The sequence below is a fragment of the Haloarcula amylolytica JCM 13557 genome (assembly GCF_000336615.1).
GTDB classification, from domain to species: Archaea; Halobacteriota; Halobacteria; order Halobacteriales; family Haloarculaceae; genus Haloarcula; species Haloarcula amylolytica.
Map to the genome: position 1 here is coordinate 202,419 of NZ_AOLW01000015.1, position 19,079 is coordinate 221,497.

The window sequence follows — 19,079 nt, forward strand, 5'->3', positions numbered from 1 at the left end:
CCCGACACATCCGGTATGCCCCGCACAACCCGACGCCGGACGCTCTATGCTCTGGGTACCTCCCTGTCGGTGTTCGCTGGCTGTACGCAGTTCGAGGTCGAATCGGGGGCGGAAACCGGGCAACGCGACGGCGGCGCGAGCGAGCCGACAGCGACGGCCACGGCGGCAGAGACAGACGCCGCTACTGCGACAGACCAGGAGTCGACTGCTGGACAGACCGAAACAGCCACAGAACTCGACCTGCGGGAGGCCAACGTCGTCGGGGTCGAACTCACGGACGAGAGCGGCGGCGACTACCGCTTCGACGTAACACTCTATCACGACGACGACGGCGAGGACGGCTACGCGAACTGGTGGCAGGTCGAGACGCTGGCTGGCGACCGACTTGGCCGCCGGGACCTCCGGCACGCCCACTCGACGGACCCGTTCACCCGCTCGGAGACGCTCCCGGTTCCCGACGAGGTGGCCTGCGTCGTGGTCCGCGGCCACGACCAGACTCACGGCTACGGCGGCCAGGCGATGACCGTAACTGTCCCGGACGGCGAGACGCGGGCCGTCGAGCAGGGAGCGGAGCGCCAGTCAGTCAGCGAATCGGACTGTCCCTGAGCGAGAGCGCGCCTGCCTGTCGCGGCCGGCCGAAATCCGGGACGTTCATACCGCCCCGCGCCGCCGTTGTACCTAATGACAGAGATTATCGACGGCAACGCCGTCGCACAGTCGATTCGGGACGACCTGGTCGCGTCCATCGACCACCTCGCCGACGCGGGCGAGCGCCCGTCGCTGGCGACAGTCCTGATGTCCGAAGACCCGGCCAGCGAGACCTACGTCTCGATGAAACAGAACGACTGCGAGGAGGTCGGTATCGAGGCCATCGACATCGACATCGACCCCGACGCGGACGCCGCCGAACTGTACGACACCATCGAGGATCTCAACGCCGACGACGACGTCAACGGCATCCTGGTCCAGATGCCGGTCCCCGACCACGTCGAGGACAGGTCGGTCCTGCGAGCCATCGACCCGATGAAAGACGTCGACGGCTTCCACCCGGAGAACGTCGGCCGACTCGTGGCCGGTGACGCGCGCTACAAGCCCTGCACGCCCCACGGCATCCAGAAACTCATCGAGAGCGCAGGCGTCGACACCGAGGGCAAGGACGCCGTCGTCGTCGGCCGCTCCGACATCGTCGGCAAGCCGATGGCGAACCTGCTCATCCAGAAGGCACCGGGCGGCAACGCGACGACGACAGTCTGTCACTCCCGGACTGAGAACCTCGCCGAACGGACACGGAACGCCGATATCCTCGTCGCCGCGGCCGGCGTCCCCGAGATGATCGACGGCGAAATGATTGGCGAGGGCGCAACGGTCATCGACGTGGGCATCAACCGCGTCGACGCCGACACCGAGAAGGGGTACGAACTCGTCGGTGACGTGGAGTACGAGAGCGCGAAAGAGGTCGCGGGCGCGATCACGCCGGTCCCCGGCGGCGTCGGCCCGATGACCCGCGCGATGTTGCTGTACAACACGGTGAAAGCGACGGGCCTCCAGCACGACATCGACGTGGAACTCCCCTGAATGCCGGAACTCGCGGCCTTTGAGGACCGTGATGTAGTCACCCGCCGGGTGACCAGAGAGACCGACAGAGCAGGTGTAGAGGGGGTCCGCACTCGTTCCGACCGGGGGCTCCACTGGGCGGTCGGCGCGCTCGTCACCGACCCAACGGACCGGATACTGTTCGTCTACGAGGACGAGATATGGAAGCTCCCGGGCGGCGGTGTGGAAGCTGGCGAGACATGTCAGGAAGCGGTTCGCCGGGAGGTGCACGAGGAGACGGGCGTCGAGAGTACCGTCGACGAACTGGCTGCCGTCACCGAGGTCACGGTGGCCGATGGCGGCCGAGAGGCGACGTTCTTTTTCGGGACCTATCGCGCGACGGCTGACTCCACGGACCTCGCGTCGGACCCCGGACTCGACGGCGAGTCGATAGAGACCGTCGCGTGGCGAGACTCGGTACCGCAGGACTGTCTCGACGGGACGCTGGTCCGGCGGCTCCGATAGCGGTCTCAGACGGTGTCGTCCTCGATGCCGGCGAGCCAGTTCTCGGCTCTGACGAAGGCGCTCTCGTCGCCGGTGCTGTACGACCCCAGGTCCCGCGCCGCGTGAACGAGACGGTTGGCGTCCGCGGGGTCGACATCGCCGTCCAGCGCCTCGATCCGCTTTCGATGGTCGCGAATCCGTCCGGAGAGCTGTCGCGCAGTAGGGTCCGGATCGTTGTCCAGATACGTCCGTACGTCGCGCTGATAGCTATCGACGGCGGCCGCCATCGCCAGGCCGTATGGCACTCGAAGCTCCGACGGGACTGACTCGACAGCCGGACGGTCGCCGTCGTCAGCACCGCCGAGAAGTTCGTAGAAGTACCGCTCCGCCGGGTCGCCGCTGCGCAACTCCCGGGAGAGGTGTGCACCGACGTGCTGGAGTTCGACCGCGGCGACGAACGTCGGGTCGAGCGAGCGAAGCTCGCCCGCGTCGATGAACCCCCGCTTGCGTGTATACTCCCGACAGCGCTCGGCGGCCGCGTCAGCGATCTCCCGGGTCGGATCCGCGTCGATCCGGCTCCGGACCGGCGTCAGGTCGAGGGTGGCCGGTGCGTCGGTGTGTTCGGTGTGCTCGTCGATGCCGACGCTGTGGATGCTGCCACAGTCCGGACAGGCGATGCTCCCCGTCTCGTAGTACCGCCATCGCGTGCCACAGTCCTGGCACTCGCGCTCCCCGCGGACTTTCATACGTGATGCTGAGAGGCCAGCCCTCAAGATTGTTCCGTGAGGGCTGTCTACGCCAACGTATGCGCTCGGAAGACGAGATCCGCGAGCAGTACGAGTTCCTTGCTGAACAGCTAGACGACGAGGAGATGGATCACGAGCGGGTCCGTATGATGTTCACCCACTACAAGCGGGCACTTGGATGGGTGCTCGAGGAGGAACATATCTAGGTTAGTTACAGCTTACATTCGCTTCTAATTCGATAACTAACATCTGCTGGACGGGGCCGGTACTTTTAAGTTATTCTGCCCCATTCGACCAAGTGACGCTTCGCTTGGAGGGCCGAAGCGTCAGCGGGGACCAATTCAGGGCGGCAAGCGGTCGCGTTTTTCGCGACCGCTTTCCACTTACTTCGCTGCTAACGACCAGATACGAGCGATTGCTGTACATCCGAAAAGGAACTGGTGGACGATACGACGTACTCGATAGACCACTCTGTGTCTGTCGCGTTCTCGGGCCACTCCGGTTCGACTCCGATGCTGAGTTACCGTCGCTCCCTCCGGACTCTCGCGCTCGGCGTTCACCTCGAACTCCGCCTGTGATGGCGGCGCGACGTGGCCCCGACCCCTCCCTGCGCTGAGCGTGATCTCAGATCCGTCTCCTGGAGAGTCGACCAGCGTTCTGAGATATGCTGCGACGGCGCTGTGGTCGAGTCCTTGCTCGCTTTCGAGCAGGACTGTTTCTACAATCCTCTCTGTGTCCTCCAGTGACAAATAATACTGTCGCCATCAGTTTCCGAAGAATGATGATATACTGACTGTATTTACCATTTGAACAAAACGATGACTGAGGGCCTAAATACAGAAAATTCGACACTCCGGACTACCGAAACCACATCAAGTTCTCTGGGCCGATATATTTAACAGTATAGATACTAAATCATTACATAGGAAAATCGATGCACGACTTGACAGGATTCCAGCGTGACCTTCTCTACGTGATCGCTGGCAGGGAAGAGCCCCACGGCTTAGCTATCAAGGAGGAGCTCGAAGCGTACTACGAGAAGGAGATCCATCACGGTCGTCTGTACCCGAACCTCGACACTCTGGTCGACAAGGGACTGGTCGAGAAGGGCCAGCGCGACCGCCGGACCAACTTCTATACGCTTACGCGCCGCGGGCGTCGTGAGATCGACGCCCGCCGCGAATGGGAAGACCAGTACGTCGACCTGTAAGAGTGTCGCACCGCCCCTTGTGCTGAGACCGTCGTTTCGCCGGTAGCGGTGGGTCCGTCTTCAGTGATGGGAGCGGGTAACCCTACGATGACGGCATTCGTCGCTGGAGTCGTTTACGTCGACAAGCCGCTCGTCTTTATCGACGACGAAGACAGGGTCGGACATCTCCTCAACGAGCGTGTGCCGCGCGACGGGCATCAAGTCGAGGAGGTCAAAGCGAAAGAGCGCGATCGCGAAGACAATCCCCGTAAAGGTGAACGCGAACGCCGTCTGGTCGGCGGACCCCATCGGACCGCTACCGAACACTACGCTCGCAATCAGCGGATTAAAACTGGTAGCGCCGGTCGTCCTTGTCCTGTTGCTGGGGGAAGTCGTTCCCGGTCATCTGGTCGAAGGTCATCCCCGAGAGGTACTCGTCGTACGTGCAGTCGTAGCTCGACCGGAGGTGGAAATCCAGCGTCCCGCGGTCCACGGTCGACTGAAACAGCATATGGACCGCGCGCCTGACGAGTTCGTCGGGGTCGTCCGGGTCGAGTGCGACTGACAGCATCGCGAGTTCGTTGCGCGTCTCGCGGTCGATGGACAGTTCGAACTCGTCGTCGAAGTCGCCGTACGCCGCTTCGATATCCTCCTGTAGGTCGTCGAGGCTCATACGAACGGGAACGATGAGCGCGAGGAAACCCCTTACGACTCGTCTGGGACCGCTCCATCGAAACGCAGACCACTACGATTATAACATATGATAAATTATATCATGGGTTGAACATAACGATTGGTAGCGGTCGACTACCGAAGGATTCAGATTAGATAATGACAGGTGGTGGGGACGAGACAGCAGCGTCCAGCCAGCCCGACGGGCTGCTAGAGCGGCTTCACACAGTCCTCCCGGACGTGTACACGCGTAACTACGTGGCGAAGTTCGCTGTCGCGCTGGCGGTAATCGTCGTCGTACTCACAGCCGTCGGCTTCGGCAGCTACCTGCAGATACAGGACCGGGTCGTCAGCGACGCGGCGACGGACCTCGAAACGTCGGCCACGCATCGCGCCGACAGCATCGGGCAGTGGCGGACGACCACCGAGACGGAGGCCATCGCTATCGCAGCCGCAGGGGTGTACGGCACTGGGACGCCCGCAGATATCAGACAGTACCTCACCACAGCAGCCACGGCAGAGTCGTCACAGATTCGTTCGCTCCACTACGTCTCCGCCGTCGACGACTCTCAGATAGTCGTCGCGAGCACTGGGACGAACACAGAAGGCCGGTCACCGTGGGCGGTCGAACCCGCGTGGGAGTCCCCCGTGATGGCGACGATGAACGGCTCCACCGACACTGGCACAGTGATCCACTCGACAGCATACGCGGACGGTGACAACCACTCGATGGCGTTCGTGACTCCCGTCTCCGATGGCGATGGAGCACTAGTGCTGGTTGCCCGGGTCCCGGTCGAGCAGTTTCAGGACGGGCGCGACGGGTTCGAGACGCAACTGCTCACTGGGGACGGAGACCCGCTTATCGGGGGCCAGGGCGGTTCCGCGCCGATCAGTCAGGACGGCCTCCGGGCCGCAACAGCGGGCCGAACGACGACTATCGAAACGGGGTCCCATGTCGCGACGTACACTCCCGTCAACGGTACGTCGTGGGTGGTCACGACAAGTTCGACGCGAGAGACACTGTACGGAACAGGTCGGCTCGTCCGCTGGGGCTTCCTCGCTGTCATCGGGACGGCAGTCGCCTCGCTGGGCATCGCGGGATATCTTTTCGGACGGCATACGGTTCGGCCCCTGAGACAGCTTCGTAACCGGACGCAGGCCATGGAACAGGGTGACCTCGGCGTCGATATCTCGACGACTCGGCAGGACGAGATCGGGAGGCTGTACGACGCCTTCCGAAATATGCGGGACACGCTCCGGAGTCAGATCCGCCAGGCCCAGGCGGCCCGTGAGGAGGCCGAGCGGTCGAGCCACGAACTCGAACGCCAGAACGAGCGGCTGGACGAGTTCGCGTCGACGCTGAGCCACGACCTCCGAAACCCGCTCACAGTCGCTCGGGGACACGTCGAACTGCTTGCGACGCGGCTGTCGGATCCGGAGACGGATGCGGCCGACCTCCAGTCCCACATTGAGAAACTCGAAGACGCACACGACCGTATCGAGTCGATAATCGACGACGTGTTGACGCTGACGAGAAAGGGCGCAAGCGTCGAGGAGACGGCCCCGGTTCCGCTGGAGGCCGTCGTCACCGATGCGTGGGACAACATCGACAACAAAAGCGCCAGCATCGAAGTCGCGGGCAGCCGAACCATCGACGCCGACCGGACGCGGCTCTTGCGAGCCCTCGAGAATCTGTTTCGCAACGCCCTCGACCACGTTGGCCCGGAGGTGACCGTCACGGTCGGGCTGACGGAACACGGCTTCTACGTTGCCGACGACGGACCGGGTATTCCGAGCGAAGCGGTCGACAGCATCTTCGAGTACGGTCACACGACGAGCGCGGACGGTACCGGGCTCGGCCTCTCTATCGTCAAGACCATCGCGGAGGCCCACGGCTGGCGGCTGTACATCGATACGACCTACCCCGACGGCGCGATGTTCGTGTTCGCGGACGTGTTCAGCGAGGACGAGCCGGACTGGTACGAGACCGAGTTCGAGTGGGGACGGTCCGAAGTCGACGACTGATACTGTTGGCTGTAACTACTGCAAGAGATCCGCCATCTCAGGGCGGCGATTCTTTCCGGACGTACAGCCGACAGTATGGGCGGCAACGACCGCCACGCACAAATCAGGACAGGGCTAAACGGGGGTATGACTGACCAGTCGACAGCGACGGACCGCTCGGGAGGCGTGCCCGCGGACCCGTCGGCTGTCCAGGACGCGCTCGTGGAGTGGTACGAGGCGGACCACCGCTCGTACCCGTGGCGGGAGACGACCGACCCCTACGAGATTCTCGTTTCCGAGGTGATGAGCCAGCAGACGCAACTGGACCGCGTTGTCGACGCCTGGGAGGACTTTCTGGACCGCTGGCCGACCGCGGCGGCGCTGGCAGAGGCCGACCGCTCGGATGTCGTGGGCTTCTGGACCAGTCACTCGCTGGGCTACAACAACCGGGCGAAGTATCTCCACGAGGCCGCGGGTCAAATTGTCAATGACCACGACGGTGAGTGGCCCCGCGACCCGGACGGCCTCAGCGACCTGATGGGCGTCGGCCCCTACACCGCCAACGCCGTCGCCTCCTTCGCGTTCAACAACGGGAACGCCGTCGTCGACACGAACGTCAAGCGCGTCCTGTATCGCGCCTTCGACGTGCCCGACGACGACTCGGCGTTTGAAGCGGCTGCGAGCACGCTCATGCCCGAGGGACAGTCGCGAGTCTGGAACAACGCCATAATGGAACTGGGCGGCGTCGCCTGCGAAAAGACGCCGGATTGTGACGGCGCACAGTGCCCCTGGCGCGAGTGGTGTTCGGCCTACGAGACGGGCGATTTCACTGCGCCGGACGTCCCGACCCAGCCCGAGTTCGAGGGGAGCCGTCGACAGATGCGCGGCCGCGTCATTTCGGCGCTCAAGGAGTACGACGAACTGCAACTGGACCAGCTGGGGCCGCGTGTGCGCGTGGACTACGCGCCCGAAGGGGAGTACGGCCGCGAGTGGCTCCGCGGGCTCTTGGAAGACCTCGCGGACGACGGCTTGGTCGATGTCGAGGACAGCGACGGCGAGACGGTCGCGCGCCTCCAGCGCTGACCGCCAGTGGCATACACCCTTGAACCCATGCGGTCAATACGGTGCCAATGGCTGGCTTGCTCGGTTCGGTCGCTCTCATCGTCGTCGCAACCGCTGTCATCTGGAAAGGGAGCGCGTACTTCGAACGGGCCGCGGAACGGCTGAGCAAGTACTACGGGTTGCCGGTGGCGGTCCACGGCGCGATCGTCGTCGCCGTCGGATCGAGCTTTCCCGAGATAAGTTCGGTCGTCATCAGCACCGTCGTCCACGACGAGTTCTCGCTGGGCGTCGGTGCCATCGTCGGGAGCGCGATATTCAATCTCCTGGTGATCCCGGCCCTCGCGGCGCTGTCGAGCGAAGAACTCCGGTCGACGCGTGACATCGTCCACAAAGACGCCCAGTTCTACGTCATCAGCATCCTCATCCTGTTCATCGTGTTCGCGCTCGGGGCGACGTACGTTCCGGGCGGGACCAATCGGGCGGCTATCCTGACTCCGACGCTCGCGGCCATTCCGCTCGTGACCTACGGCATCTACGTCTTCTTGCACCAGCAGGACGCCAGCGAGCACGTCGCGGACGAAACCAATAGCGTCCGACCGGGCCGTGAGTGGGGGATGCTCGGGGTCGGGCTCCTCATCATCACTGTCGGCGTCGAGGCGATGGTCCAGGGCGCGCTCTCCCTCGGTGTCATCTTCGACACGCCGACGTTCCTCTGGGGGTTGACCGTCATCGCCGCCGGGACGAGCCTCCCCGATGCCTTCGTCAGCGTCCGGGCCGCGAAAAACGACGACAGCGTCACGAGCCTGACGAACGTCCTGGGAAGCAATACGTTCAATCTGCTGGTGGCGATTCCTGTCGGCGTCCTCCTGGCAGGGCGGGCGACAATCGACTTTCTCGTGGCGATTCCGACGATGGGGTTTCTGGGGTTCGTGACGCTGGTGTTCATCGTGTTCATCCGGACAGACCTCGAGCTCTCTGACCGCGAGGCGTACACGCTGCTTGGTCTGTACGTGGTGTTCGTCTGCTGGATGGCCCTCGAATCGGTCGGGCTCATCGAGACGGTCAGTGGCATCTGAGGCGGGACCACATTGCTGTCACTGGCGGAGAGCCAGTACAAGTTTCGGACAGCGGGAGTGATACCAATGGCTGTCAGGATAGACTATCGGCGTCCCGCTCGCGCTACTCGTCGCTGTCCTCGGGCGATATTTTGCGGGAGTAGACGGCCTCGTCGTGGGGATCGCCGCCGATAGTGAGCATCCGAGTGTTGGTCTGTTCGAAGCCGAGGTTCTCGAAGAACTCCCGGCTCCGGTCGTTCGAGGCCAGGTCGAGCGCCCGGAACTGCTCGACGCCGTGTTCCAGAAAGATGTCTTCGAGTCGGTCGTACAGCGCCGTCCCGACACCTTCCCCGTGGTAGTCCGGGTGGACGTACAGCCGCAGCATCGTCCCCATCGTATGCATGGTGATGCCCTGGGTGAAGCCGATGATCTCGCCGTCCTGCTCGGCGACCAGTAACGTCGCCTCGATGTCGTCGAGGTCGTTGGCGGGGACGCCGCCGGCCCACCCGTGGAGCGCGCTGCCCAGCGGGTCGGCGTACCAGTCGGATATCGTCTCGTCGATGACGTCGGACTCCAGCGAGTCGTAGGCGTCGTGCCACGCTGCCCGTGCGACCCGGCGTATGCCGTCGGCGTCGGCGTCGAAGGCTCGGCGGATGGTCGTCATGCGTGTCCCGACGACGGACAGACAGATTGTTCCGAGCGGTTGCTACAGTGGGTAGACTGACGTGATAGGCGACGCAGTACCCAAGGCTCGGCCAGATGCTGAGGCGTGTCGCGTACCATAGATGCTGTGTCTATCGGTTCGTTTGTGCTATCATGGCTAATATCCTCTCCCCGGTGTGTGAACCATTCTCATAATCTATCATGGTTTATCATTAGGTTTATGTAGTTGACACCCATTGGTGGTCTTGTATGAGGACAGTCATCCTCGGTGTCATCGGCTCCGACGCGCACGTCGTTGGGATTACCATTCTGGAACGAGCGTTCGAAGCGGCAGGGTTCAACGTAGTCAACCTCGGTGTCCAGTCGTCCCAGTCGGAGTTCATCGACGCCGCGGATGAACACGACGCCGAAGCGATACTCGTTTCGTCGCTGTACGGCCACGCCGAGCAGGACTGCCAGGGGTTCCAGCAAGAGATCAACGAGGCCGGGCTGGACGTGACGACGTATATCGGCGGCAACCTCGCTGTCGGGCAGGACTCCTTCGAGGAGACGCGCGAGACGTTCAAAGCGCTCGGTTTCGACCGGGTCTTCGATTCGGAGACCGACCCTGAGGAGGCTATCGAGGCGTTGAAAGCCGACCTCGGCCACCGCTCCCGCGAGGAGGCGTCGTCCGAGAAGGTTCAGCTCGGCTCCTGAGCCACGGGCTCCTTTTCTTGCCGCTAGCGCCAGCGCTCCGTGCGTAATCCGGAATACGCTCAGCTACTGCCGTCGTCGACCACGCACAGCCCGGGGTGCTTTACGACCAGAGTGCGAATGGTTCATAATGTCACACATGACAGCTGAGCTGAGTGACGGCACCGAAATCAAGAACATCCACGACGTGGTCGAAGGGTCGAACGGCGTCCATCTGAAGAAGGAGGTCGGCAGTGGCGGGCTCGAACGGGTCGCGTACATCCCGTACCCAAATCTCCTCTACGTATACTACGACAACTGAGCGTCGGCCAGAGCGACCTCCATGGCCTGACAAACCGACAGCGGGAAAGGGACTAGCGCCGCGCCTCGTCTCCCCCATCGATATACCGGCCCCACTCCATAGAGCCGCTATGTCCGAATCACACGTCGTCGGTGTCGTCGGCAGCCTCAGAGAGGAGAGCTACACCAGGGTCGGTATCGAGCGCGCGCTCGCCGCTGCCGAGGAGTTAGGTGCGACGACGGAACTGCTGGACCTTCAGGAGTTCGACCTACCGGTGTTCGATGCCGACCACCGCGAGGCCGGCGACGCCGTCGAGTTCGCCGACAGCGTCCGCGCGGCCGATTCGATTCTGCTCGGGACGCCGGTGTATCACGGGTCCTACTCCGGCGTGCTGAAAAACGCACTCGACTACTGCGGCTTCGACGAGTTCGAACACAAGACCGTAGGGTTGCTGGCGGTCGCCGGCGGGAGCTTTCCGATTACTGCGCTCGAACACCTCCGGTCGGTCTGCCGCGCACTGAACTGCTGGGTCATCCCGCATCAGGCCGCAATCCCGAAGGCGCGAAATCACATCGCGGACGGCCGGATAACCGACGCCGACATCGAAGAACGCGTGACGACGCTCGGCGAGGAAGCGGTCCAGTACGCGAACATCGAGCCGGACCCGGCGTGTTTCGAGAGTACGGAGAACGTCGGAGCGGACGATTAGCGGTGAGGACCGCCGCGCGTGTCCGAGCCGTGAGGGTCCGGTCCGCAGGAGCAGATGATTAGCGGTGAGGACCGCCGTGCGTGTCCGAGCCGAAGGGGATCGCTGACGGATAGAAGGAAACGGTCAAACCGGCTCGCGCCCAAGTTTCAGGCGTGACTCAGTGGGTCGAGAATCCGACCGGTGGCCGGGACCGCGGGCCAGCCGCGCTGGTGCGCGCGTGGGTCGAAATACTCAGCCGTCCGCGGCGCTTTTTCCGCACCGGCGTCGCGCCGGGCGACCAGGCTCCGGGGCTGGTGTTCGCGGCGACGGTGGTCCTCTTCGAGGAAGTGAGCCGCTACGCCGTCGTCAAGCTGGCCCAGCGGGGACTGCTGTCTACGGGGCCGTTCGACTACCCCGCCATCGGTGGCTTCTCGCCCGGCGTCGCGGTGCTGGCGCTGTTTGCAATTCTCGTGTTCGTCACGCCGGCGACAGTGCATCTGACGGCCGCACTGCAGACCCTGCTGTTGCTCCCCGTCGCGTCGGACCGCGGCGGCGTGAGCGAAACCGTCCAGGTGATGTGCTACGCGATGGCCCCCTGTCTGCTGGCGGGGCTGCCGAGCGCAGAGGTCCGGGTGCTCGTCACCGCCTGGGGTGCGGGCCTCTATCTGCTGGGAACCGCTGTGGTCCACAATATCCGACTTCCGGTCGCCGCAGTCGTCGGAGCCGTTCCCGCGGCGATCATCTTTGGCTACGGTTTCCGGGGCTTTCAGGCCGTCTCAGTGCTGGCCGCTAACTACGGGTTTTAGGGTCCGCCGGCGTGCGTTATCGCACGATGCTCAGTATCGACATCGACCAGTTCATGCTGGAACTCAAGGACGGCGCGTTCAAGAGCGTCGGGCCGTCGAACAAGGAAGCGACGATCAAGATGTACGACGTGGAGGGCGTCGACGTTCGCGAGTACGGCGACAAGCGCGTGAAAATTGCCTTCGAAGACGAACAGGGGAGCGAAATCGAGGTCGCACTGTTCCCGGAACAGGCGAAAGCGGTCGCTTCAGGGCTCGAACTGCTGGAAGAGGAGAGCGAGATGTTCGAATAGCGGACCCGTTCAGTTCGTCCGGAATTCGACAACCGTTTTAGGCCCGACATGCTTGCACCGTGTAATGGGTTCGTGTATCATCTGCGGCAAATCTGTCGAAGGACGCATCTGTGACCTCCACGAGGAGGACGCCCTGTTCGAGTTCCGTGGCTCGCGTGCCGACCAGCTATCGGTCGACCGCTACTACCGCGGCAGTGTTGACGGCTTCGCCGAGTTCGGCGTGTTCGTCGACATCGGCGACAGCGTAACGGGGCTGCTCCACCGGAGCGAACTGGACCAGCGGCTCGATTCCCTCGACTGGGACTCGGGCGACACCGTCTACGTCCAGGTCAAGAACGTACGGGACAACGGCAACGTCGACCTCGGCTGGTCGATCCGCCAGTCCGAACGCGAGTTCCGCGGCGTCCTCGTCGACGACCCGGAAATCGGTCACTCCGTCCTGCTTGAGAACGAAGACGACGAAGACGAGACACAGTCCGACGATTCGGACGAGGAGGCGTCTCGACCCTCAACTGACGAGTCAGCGGGACAAAGCGACGACGAATCGGACGCGGACGAAGGCACCGAATCCGACGACAGCAGCGCCACGAACGCCGGCGCAGTCAGTCGGGCCAGCGATGACGACCGCGTCGAAGGCACTGCGGCCGTCGGCGGCAACGACAGCGGGTCGAACACCGCCGTCATGACCGAGTCCGACGAGGAAGCCGACGCAGAGAGCGACGAAAGCGAGGAGCAGACGGACGAGGCGACCACGGCCGAACCGGTCGCCGCGGCTATCGGCGATCTCGACGACCACGTCGGTGCGGACGTTCGACTGGAAGGCGAAGTCGTCGGCATCCGACAGACCTCCGGGCCGACGGTGTTCGAACTGCAGGACGAGACCGGCACTGTCGATTGCGCGGCCTTCGTCGAGGCAGGCGTCCGCGCCTACCCCGAGGTCGAAGAAGACGACTACGTCCGACTCTCGGGCGAAGTCCGCGAGCGTCGCGGTGAACTGCAGGTCGAGACCGAGGAGCTCGATGTCCTCGAAGCCGAGGAGCGCGAGGAAGTCGAACAGCGGCTCGCCGACGCCCTCGACGACGAGGCCCGACCTGACACGGCCGAACCGCTCGCCGATGATACGGCGGTTGCGGCCCTCTCCGATGATCTGGTCGAAGCGGCGACCCAGATCCGGAAGGCAGTGCTGACGGACCGTCCGGTCATCGTCCGCCACGCCAACACCGCGGACGGCTATCTCGCCGGCAGCGCGCTCGAACGCGCCGCACTCCCGCTGGTCACCGAGCAGCACCGCCGCGCCGACGCGAAGTACCACTACTTCGACCGGCGACCGATTGAGGGCGGCGTCTACGACATGGACGACGCGACGAAGGACACGACGACGATGCTCGACAACCGGGAGCGCCACGAGGAGAAGCTCCCGCTGTTCGTCTTCGTCGCCGCCGGCGGCACGCGCGAGAGCCTCGACGGCTTCGACCTGCTGAACGTCTACGGCGCGCCGAGCGTCGTCATCGACGACATCGACGTCGACGGCGCGGTCGTCGACACGGTCGACGCCGTTGTCTCCCCCTCGGCCGACGCTGTTTCAGAGACCACGTCGACGGCACTCGCGGCCAACGTCGCCGCACACGTCAACGAGGACGTGCGCGACGACCTGCAGCACCTTCCGGCCGTGAGCTTCTGGGAGGACATCCCGGAGCCGTATCTGGAGGCAGCCAGCGAGGCGGGCTACGACGAGACCGCGGTGTCGGAGCTCCGCGAAGCCGTCGCGCTCGAAGCACATTACCAGTCCTACGAGGACAAGCGCGAACTCATCACCGACCTCGTGTTCGGCGACGACGAGGAAGACGTGGGCGGCCTGGCCGGCCACATCGCCGAGCAGTTCCGCGAGAAGGTCGACGAAGAGGTGGCCACCGCACGGGCCAACCTCGACCACCGGAGCGTCGACGGCGTAGACATCGCCGTCCTCGACACGGACGCCTTCACCCACCAGTACGAGTTCCCGCCGGAGTCACTCCTGCTCGATGAACTCCACCGGGATGTCCGCGGCGAGAGCGACGCTGTGCTCGGTATCTCGACGGACACGATGTACGTCCGTGCTACCGGGGACCTGGACCTGCACGAGCTAGTCAGCGAGGTCAGCGAGCGAGTTCCCGAAGGCGGCGTCGCGACGCGGAGCGTCCGCGAGGGGACCATCCGCTACCTGGCCGGCGAGCGACCGGCCGTCCTCGACGCTACGCTCGACGTGCTGGCCGACGAACTGTAGCGCAAGAGGCTTTTTCTCCCCGCCGGCTGTCTGACCGGGCATGAGCGACGGCCCCGTCAACGAAGCCGACCTCGACTGGACCGACCACGACCACGGCGACCGGACGTTCAGGCGCAAGCAGCTTGGTGACGCCGCCGGGGGCGAACAACTCGGCGCGAGCCTCTATGCCGTCCCACCGGGGAAACGGCTCTGGGTGCGCCACTACCACGAAGGCAACGAGGAAGCGATATTTGTCCAGGCCGGGACCGGCACGCTCTGGCTCGGCCCCGATGCTGAGGAACACGCACTCAAGCCGGGCGATTTCGTCGCGCTTCCGGCCGGCGAGGAGAGTGCGCACGAAATCGAAGCCGGCGAGTCTGAACTCCGACTGTTGATGGTTTCGACGATGGAGGAACCGGATATCACCGTCTACCCCGACCGGGAGATGGTCGGGCTGTACGCCGGGTCACCGCCGGGCGGCGAGAAGGCGGACCGGACGTTGTCGACGTATCTCGACATAAACGCGGAAAAAGAGTACTGGGAGGAGTGAGCCTCAGCGGCTGCCGACTTCGAACTCCGACAGCATCGTCTGGAGCCGTTCGGACTGCTCGGCGAGCGATTCGATGCTGGCACTGACCTGCGACATGGACGCGGCCTGTTCCTGCGCGGTCGCGGAGGCGGTCTCGGTCTCCGCGGCGGTCGCCTCGCTGATGTCTACGGCCTCCTCGACCATCGACACCGCTTCCTCGGTCGTGGCGGCTTGGTCGTCGGTCGTGTCGCTTATCTCTTGAATCCCGTTGTCAGTCGCCTCGGCGTTCTCGGCCACTTGCGTGAACGTGTCGACGACTTCTTCGACGGCTTCTGTACTCTCCTGCATATCCTGCTTTGCCCCCCGTGCCTCTGTGACCGTGGTTTCAGTCTGGGCCTGGGTCTCCGCGATGAGCTGTTCGATTTCGGTCGCAGAGGCCTGCGTCTCCTCCGCCAACTGTTTGACCTCGTCTGCGACGACAGCGAACCCGTCGCCGCCCGACCCGTTTCCGGCCCGTGCGGCCTCGATGTTGGCATTCAGGGCCAGCATGTTCGTCTGCTCGGCGATGTCGCCGATGAGATCGACGATCTCACCGATCTCTGCCATCTTCTCGTCCAGCCGCTCCACGTTTTCGACGGTCGAATCGATCGCTGTCTGGACCTCTCGGGAGCCCGCTATCGCTTCCTGTGCCGTCTCCTCGCCGGCGTCCGCGATTTCGGCCGTCTCGCGGGACCGCTCCGCGACGGTTTCGGCGGAGGCAGCGACCTCCTCGACAGTTGCCGACAGGTCGGTCATCTCGCCCGAGACGGTTTCGAGCATTTCCCGCTGGTCGGCCGCCCCGCTGGCGATGCCCTGAATCGATTCGCTCATGTCCTCGCTGGCCCCCGTTGCCTCGTTGGCACCGGCCGTGGCCTGGTCGCTTGTCGATGCAACCTCTTCGGAGAATGTCTGTATCTCCTCCATCGCCGACTCCGTCTCCGTCATCATCTTGTTGAACGACTCTGCGATCTGTGCCATCGCGTCACTCTCGCTGTCGGGGTCAATCCGGACCGTGAGGTCTCCGTCGGCCGCCCGGGACATCGCCGCGCTGTAAGCGTCGGCCGTGGCTTCGAGGTGCTCGTTGAACTCTTCGACCTCTTGCTGTCGGGCCTCGGCCTCGGCTTTCGCCTCCTCTGCTTCGGCGATAGCCTGTTCCATCTCGGCTTTCTTCTCCTCCAGGTTTTCGACCTCCTGGGTCTTCGCTCTGGCCTGTTCGAGTTGTTCTTCTGCCGCTTCACGGGACCGCTCGGTCGACGACCAGTGCGCCATCAGCGCCGCAGCCAGCATCAGGACGAACCCCGCGTGAATGAACGCCCACACCCACGGGTTGTTGATCGCCGCTGAGTGGTTGTACACCCGGCTCGGGTCGATCATGCCGAAAATCCCGTGCTGGACGGACACGTACCCGATGCCGAGGAAGAACGGCAGCCAGTCTTCGTAGACGGCGACCACAGCCATCACGACGAAAAAGTGGAAGTGAGCCTCGATGTACCCGCCGGAGAAGTGGACCAGGAACCCGGACGTCGTGACGAGTCCCATCGTCGCCAGCGCGGTTCGCGTTCGCCGACCGAACCAGGGCAACCTCGCCAACACGGCGAGGCCGACGACGACCCCGACCTCTGCGAGAACGTGGAGCGTGTCGATCTCGGGAAGCGTCGCGCCCGTGACGAGCGATTCAGTTCCCGAATACAGCCCGAGTGCCAGCAGGAACGGCACATGCGCAAGCAGCAGAATGAGGATATTACGGTGTCGGCCGCGCCACGTCTCGTCCGGGATCGTATCGCCGCTCGGAATGTACGTAATGAACTCCTGGAACCGTTCCGTCGGCGTCAGTTCCCGGGAACGAGTTTGTGCAGACCCACTGGTCGTGTCTGGCATATATACACAGTCGAGGAGAGCAATGACTAAAAGACTCCCCCGGCAGTATCATTCTAAATAACGGAGTAGAGGGCCTGAGACGGGCCTTCAACGACTCTGGAGTTGTTTTCAGACGGCTCATTCGCTGCCGACTGCGACCCGGGTCCCGCTACGTATCAGTCGCCGAGACGGACCTGGCTGCCTTCTTCGCACCGTAGTACGCCCACTCCGCGCTGTAACAGAACACGCAGCCGCGGAAAGTCGGCCGGTCGAGGGTCCCGGTGTCGTCCGGTTCGCTGCTCATACCCTCCTTTGGTACGACAGCACAATGAACCCCACGGCCACCCCGGTCGCTGACGATACCCGAGCGACACGCTTATTCGGCCGAGACGCCGATTTCGCACAACGCCGATGAGCACGGAGACGCCGGACCCAGACGAGACAGAGACCTTCCAGCAGGTGTGTGCGGAGCTGGTCGACCGGATTCTCGCAGGCGAGGTCGAGCGCGACGACGTCGAATCGGCCAAGATCGACGTCTGTCGGGAGTACTCCGCGCCGAAAGTGCCGAAAAACTCCGAACTGCTCGACTACGCGCCACAGGAGCACCGCGAGGTGCTGGAGGAGGTCCTCCAGCGCAAGCCCGTTCGGACTGCCTCGGGTGTCTCCCCCATCGCTATCATGACCTCACCCGAGCGGTGTCCCCACGGGAAGTGCCTGTACTGTCCCGGCGGTCCCGACTCGGAGTTTTCTTCCGCGCAGTCCTACACCGGCCACGAGCCAGCGGCCGCACGCGGCGAACAGAACGACTACGATCCGTACGGTCAGGTCACCCTCCGGCTCAACCAACTGCGGGAGATCGGTCATCCCGTCGACAAGGCCGAACTCATCGTGATGGGCGGGACGATGACGGCCCGGAGCCACGACTATCAGGAGTGGTTCGTCAAGCGAGCACTGGAGGCGATGAACGACTTCGACGTGGACGGAGAACCGACGCCCGCGGAGGACGTGAGCTTCGCCGAGGACGACTACGAGTTCCGCTATCTTGAGGACGTCATCGCGGAAAACGAGACCGCTGACGTCCGCAACGTCGCCACCACGTTCGAGACGAAGCCGGACTGGTGTGATCCGGAACAGATCGACCGGATGCTCGACCTCGGCGGGACGAAAGTCGAGGTCGGCGTCCAGACCACCTTCGAGCGGATCAACCGCGAGATGCACCGCGGCCACGGCGTCCAGGCCTCTATCGACGCCAACCGCCGCCTGCGCGATTCGGGGTTCAAGGTCGGCTTCCACATGATGCCGGGCCAGCCCGGGATGTCCAGGGAGATGTGCCTGGAGGACTTCCGGCGCATCTTCGACCAGACGGACTGGCGGCCCGACTACCTCAAAATCTATCCGACACTGATCGTCGAGGGGACCGTCACCTACGACTGGTGGCGCAAAGACGAGTTCGACCCGTTAGACAACGACGAGGCCGCCGAGCTGGTCGCCGAAATCAAGGACATGATTCCCCGCTACACCCGCCTCCAGCGCGTCCAGCGAGACATCCCGGCGGACTTCATCGAGGGCGGCGTCTGGAAGTCGAACCTCCGCCAGCTCGCCTGGCAGCGGATGGAAGAGCACGACTGGACGTGTGACTGTATCCGCTGTCGGGAGGCCGGCCACAGCGACGATGCCGCCGAGAACATCGAACTCGACGTGATGACCTACGAGGCCTGTGGCGGCACGGAACACTTCATCTCCTTCGAGGACTTCGAGAACGACGTCCTCGTCGGCTTCTGTCGGCTCCGATTCCCCAACGACCCGGTGCGCCGGGAGCTACAGGACACCGCAATCGTGCGCGAACTCCACGTCTACGGCAACGCCGTCGGCGTCGGACAGCAGGGTGACGACGAGGACCACCAGCACAAAGGCTACGGCAAGAAACTGCTGGAAAAAGCGGAAACACTGGCCCGGGACGCCGGCTACCCGAAACTGGCCGTCATCTCCGGTATCGGCGTCCGGCAGTACTACCGGGAGAAGCTGGGGTACAAGCAGGACGGGCCGTACGTGAGCAAGCGTCTCTGATAGCCTCACAGCTGCAGTCTAATCCTTACCGGCCTCAGGTGTGTCCCTGAGCGTCTCATCGATAGATTACAGCCGCACTGTTGTGGGTCCCGCCAGCGAGAGATGCTTTCATCGCGCGACAAGTGACAGGTGCTGACCGAAAGAACGGCCGCCGTTTGAG

At 63.8% G+C, this 19,079-nt stretch carries 22 protein-coding genes and 1 pseudogene; 16 read left to right on the top strand and 7 right to left on the bottom strand.

The window, feature by feature from the left end:
- Window positions 1-15 precede the first annotated feature (15 nt).
- From C442_RS06935 to C442_RS06945, 3 genes are all read left to right on the top strand, one after another.
- The gene (locus C442_RS06935; RefSeq protein ID WP_008309024.1) at window positions 16-606 is read left to right on the top strand and encodes a hypothetical protein; all 591 of its coding nucleotides are present in this window, start codon (window positions 16-18) and stop codon (window positions 604-606) included.
- A 75-nt stretch (window positions 607-681) separates the two neighbouring features.
- The gene (locus C442_RS06940) at window positions 682-1,575 is read left to right on the top strand and encodes a bifunctional methylenetetrahydrofolate dehydrogenase/methenyltetrahydrofolate cyclohydrolase (protein ID WP_008309025.1); all 894 of its coding nucleotides are present in this window, start codon (window positions 682-684) and stop codon (window positions 1,573-1,575) included.
- Entirely contained in the window at window positions 1,576-2,058 is a 483-nt protein-coding gene (locus tag C442_RS06945) for an NUDIX hydrolase (RefSeq protein ID WP_008309026.1), read from the top strand.
- A 5-nt stretch (window positions 2,059-2,063) separates the two neighbouring features.
- On the opposite strand, the gene C442_RS06950 is transcribed toward C442_RS06945, so the two are convergent.
- Window positions 2,064-2,783, bottom strand: coding sequence for a DUF7117 family protein (locus C442_RS06950; RefSeq protein ID WP_008309027.1), 720 nt, complete (start codon window positions 2,781-2,783; stop codon window positions 2,064-2,066).
- 59 nt (window positions 2,784-2,842) lie between these two features.
- Here C442_RS06950 and C442_RS22065 point away from each other — a divergent pair, with 59 nt between their 5' ends.
- Window positions 2,843-2,989 carry a hypothetical protein gene (locus C442_RS22065; protein WP_004961170.1) on the top strand — a complete coding sequence of 49 codons (147 nt, stop codon included), beginning with the start codon at window positions 2,843-2,845 and terminating at the stop codon, window positions 2,987-2,989.
- Window positions 2,990-3,166: 177 nt separating this feature from the next.
- On the opposite strand, the gene C442_RS23075 is transcribed toward C442_RS22065, so the two are convergent.
- Window positions 3,167-3,532, bottom strand: coding sequence for an amphi-Trp domain-containing protein (locus tag C442_RS23075; RefSeq protein WP_080504301.1), 366 nt, complete (start codon window positions 3,530-3,532; stop codon window positions 3,167-3,169).
- A gap of 185 nt (window positions 3,533-3,717) precedes the next feature.
- On the opposite strand from C442_RS23075, the gene C442_RS06955 reads away from it, so the two are divergent.
- Window positions 3,718-3,993, top strand: a complete 276-nt coding sequence (locus C442_RS06955; protein WP_004518082.1) for a PadR family transcriptional regulator — start codon at window positions 3,718-3,720, stop codon at window positions 3,991-3,993.
- Between the two features lie 105 nt (window positions 3,994-4,098).
- Here C442_RS06955 and C442_RS06960 read toward each other — a convergent pair.
- Together C442_RS06960 and C442_RS06965 are read right to left on the bottom strand one after the other, a co-directional pair.
- A pseudogene (locus C442_RS06960) lies at window positions 4,099-4,317 on the bottom strand (histidine kinase N-terminal 7TM domain-containing protein); the annotation flags it as partial.
- Between the two features lies 1 nt (window position 4,318).
- On the bottom strand, window positions 4,319-4,645 hold the full coding sequence (locus C442_RS06965; protein WP_008309033.1) for a hypothetical protein: 327 nt from the start codon (window positions 4,643-4,645) through the stop codon (window positions 4,319-4,321).
- A gap of 158 nt (window positions 4,646-4,803) precedes the next feature.
- Here C442_RS06965 and C442_RS06970 point away from each other — a divergent pair, with 158 nt between their 5' ends.
- The 3 genes from C442_RS06970 to C442_RS06980 all read left to right on the top strand — a co-directional run bounded on the left by C442_RS06970 (window position 4,804) and on the right by C442_RS06980 (window position 8,786).
- A complete protein-coding gene (locus C442_RS06970) occupies window positions 4,804-6,669 on the top strand; it encodes a sensor histidine kinase (RefSeq protein WP_008309036.1) in 1,866 nt (621 codons plus the stop codon).
- A gap of 126 nt (window positions 6,670-6,795) precedes the next feature.
- Window positions 6,796-7,731, top strand: coding sequence for an HhH-GPD family protein (locus C442_RS06975; RefSeq protein ID WP_008309038.1), 936 nt, complete (start codon window positions 6,796-6,798; stop codon window positions 7,729-7,731).
- A 47-nt stretch (window positions 7,732-7,778) separates the two neighbouring features.
- Entirely contained in the window at window positions 7,779-8,786 is a 1,008-nt protein-coding gene (locus C442_RS06980; protein ID WP_008309039.1) for a sodium:calcium antiporter, read from the top strand.
- A 103-nt stretch (window positions 8,787-8,889) separates the two neighbouring features.
- Here the strand turns inward: C442_RS06980 and C442_RS06985 are convergent, their stop codons facing one another.
- On the bottom strand, window positions 8,890-9,429 hold the full coding sequence (locus tag C442_RS06985; protein ID WP_008309040.1) for a GNAT family N-acetyltransferase: 540 nt from the start codon (window positions 9,427-9,429) through the stop codon (window positions 8,890-8,892).
- 248 nt (window positions 9,430-9,677) lie between these two features.
- On the opposite strand from C442_RS06985, the gene glmS reads away from it, so the two are divergent.
- The 7 genes from glmS (at window position 9,678) to C442_RS07015 (ending at window position 14,977) form a co-directional block, all read left to right on the top strand.
- Window positions 9,678-10,124 (top strand): methylaspartate mutase subunit S, encoded by a 447-nt coding sequence (glmS, locus tag C442_RS06990; protein ID WP_008309041.1) that lies wholly within the window; start codon window positions 9,678-9,680, stop codon window positions 10,122-10,124.
- Window positions 10,125-10,251: 127 nt separating this feature from the next.
- On the top strand, window positions 10,252-10,422 hold the full coding sequence (locus tag C442_RS22070) for a hypothetical protein (protein WP_167320672.1): 171 nt from the start codon (window positions 10,252-10,254) through the stop codon (window positions 10,420-10,422).
- A 109-nt stretch (window positions 10,423-10,531) separates the two neighbouring features.
- Window positions 10,532-11,110 (top strand): NADPH-dependent FMN reductase, encoded by a 579-nt coding sequence (locus C442_RS06995; protein WP_008309043.1) that lies wholly within the window; start codon window positions 10,532-10,534, stop codon window positions 11,108-11,110.
- 152 nt (window positions 11,111-11,262) lie between these two features.
- Window positions 11,263-11,895 carry a YIP1 family protein gene (locus C442_RS07000; protein ID WP_008309044.1) on the top strand — a complete coding sequence of 211 codons (633 nt, stop codon included), beginning with the start codon at window positions 11,263-11,265 and terminating at the stop codon, window positions 11,893-11,895.
- 26 nt (window positions 11,896-11,921) lie between these two features.
- Entirely contained in the window at window positions 11,922-12,185 is a 264-nt protein-coding gene (locus C442_RS07005) for a hypothetical protein (RefSeq protein ID WP_004592637.1), read from the top strand.
- A 64-nt stretch (window positions 12,186-12,249) separates the two neighbouring features.
- Complete coding sequence (locus C442_RS07010) at window positions 12,250-14,448, top strand: DHH family phosphoesterase (protein WP_008309048.1); 2,199 nt, start codon at window positions 12,250-12,252, stop codon at window positions 14,446-14,448.
- A 40-nt stretch (window positions 14,449-14,488) separates the two neighbouring features.
- Complete coding sequence (locus C442_RS07015; protein ID WP_008309050.1) at window positions 14,489-14,977, top strand: cupin domain-containing protein; 489 nt, start codon at window positions 14,489-14,491, stop codon at window positions 14,975-14,977.
- A 3-nt stretch (window positions 14,978-14,980) separates the two neighbouring features.
- Here the strand turns inward: C442_RS07015 and C442_RS07020 are convergent, their stop codons facing one another.
- Window positions 14,981-16,873, bottom strand: a complete 1,893-nt coding sequence (locus tag C442_RS07020; RefSeq protein ID WP_008309052.1) for a methyl-accepting chemotaxis protein — start codon at window positions 16,871-16,873, stop codon at window positions 14,981-14,983.
- 148 nt (window positions 16,874-17,021) lie between these two features.
- The gene (locus tag C442_RS22860; protein ID WP_008309054.1) at window positions 17,022-17,156 is read right to left on the bottom strand and encodes a hypothetical protein; all 135 of its coding nucleotides are present in this window, start codon (window positions 17,154-17,156) and stop codon (window positions 17,022-17,024) included.
- 107 nt (window positions 17,157-17,263) lie between these two features.
- Here C442_RS22860 and C442_RS07025 point away from each other — a divergent pair, with 107 nt between their 5' ends.
- Window positions 17,264-18,919, top strand: coding sequence for a tRNA uridine(34) 5-carboxymethylaminomethyl modification radical SAM/GNAT enzyme Elp3 (locus C442_RS07025; protein WP_008309056.1), 1,656 nt, complete (start codon window positions 17,264-17,266; stop codon window positions 18,917-18,919).
- The last annotated feature ends 160 nt before the right edge of the window (window positions 18,920-19,079 follow it).